The organism is Burkholderia sp. MSMB1826, from assembly GCF_001526325.1.
Lineage (GTDB): Bacteria > Pseudomonadota > Gammaproteobacteria > Burkholderiales > Burkholderiaceae > Burkholderia.
On the sequence record NZ_LOYN01000007.1, the window covers coordinates 1 to 686 of the forward strand.

General features: G+C 69.5%; 1 protein-coding gene. It reads left to right on the forward strand.

The features are described from left to right. Positions 1 to 686, forward strand: a 686-nt coding sequence (locus WS95_RS02010) for a TolC family protein (RefSeq protein WP_179950158.1), incomplete at both ends; no start/stop codon positions are given.

A 686-nucleotide genomic window follows, 5' to 3' on the forward strand; every position in this document is an offset into this window, starting at 1 on the left:
TGCACGATGGCGCCGCATTACAAGCGGCCCGACGCGCCCGTCGCGCAGGCGTACCCGGCCGGCGGCGTCTACGCGACGCAGCCGGGCGCGGCCGGCGCGCGCAGCGCGAACGGCCAGGCGGCGACCGCCATCGGCTGGCGCGAGTTCTTCGTCGATCCGCGCCTGCAGCGGCTGATCGAGATCGCGCTGAAAAACAACCGCGACCTGCGCGTGTCGGTGTTGAACATCGAGGCGGCGCGTGCGCAGTACCAGATCACGCGCGCGGGGCTGTTCCCGACGCTCGACGGTACGGGCACGGGCAACCTCCAGCGCTATCCGGCCGGTGTGTCGCAGACGGGCCAGCCGCTGATCTCGCGCGTGTACAACGTCGGGCTGTCGGCGTCGTGGGAACTCGACCTGTTCGGCCGCGTGCAGAGCCTGAAGGATCAGGCGCTCGCGCAGTACCTGTCGACGTCGTACGCGCGGCAGGCGTCGGAGATCTCGCTGGTGTCGCAGGTGGCGGATCAATACCTGACGCTGCTGTCGACCGACGATCTGCTGAAGGTCACGGAGAACACGCTGAAGACCGCGCAGGCGTCGTACGACCTGACCAAGCTGCAGTTCGACAACGGCACGGGCTCCGAGCTCGAGCTGCGCCAGGCGCAGACGGTGGTCGAGACGGCGCTCGCGAACCAGCAGGCGCAGGC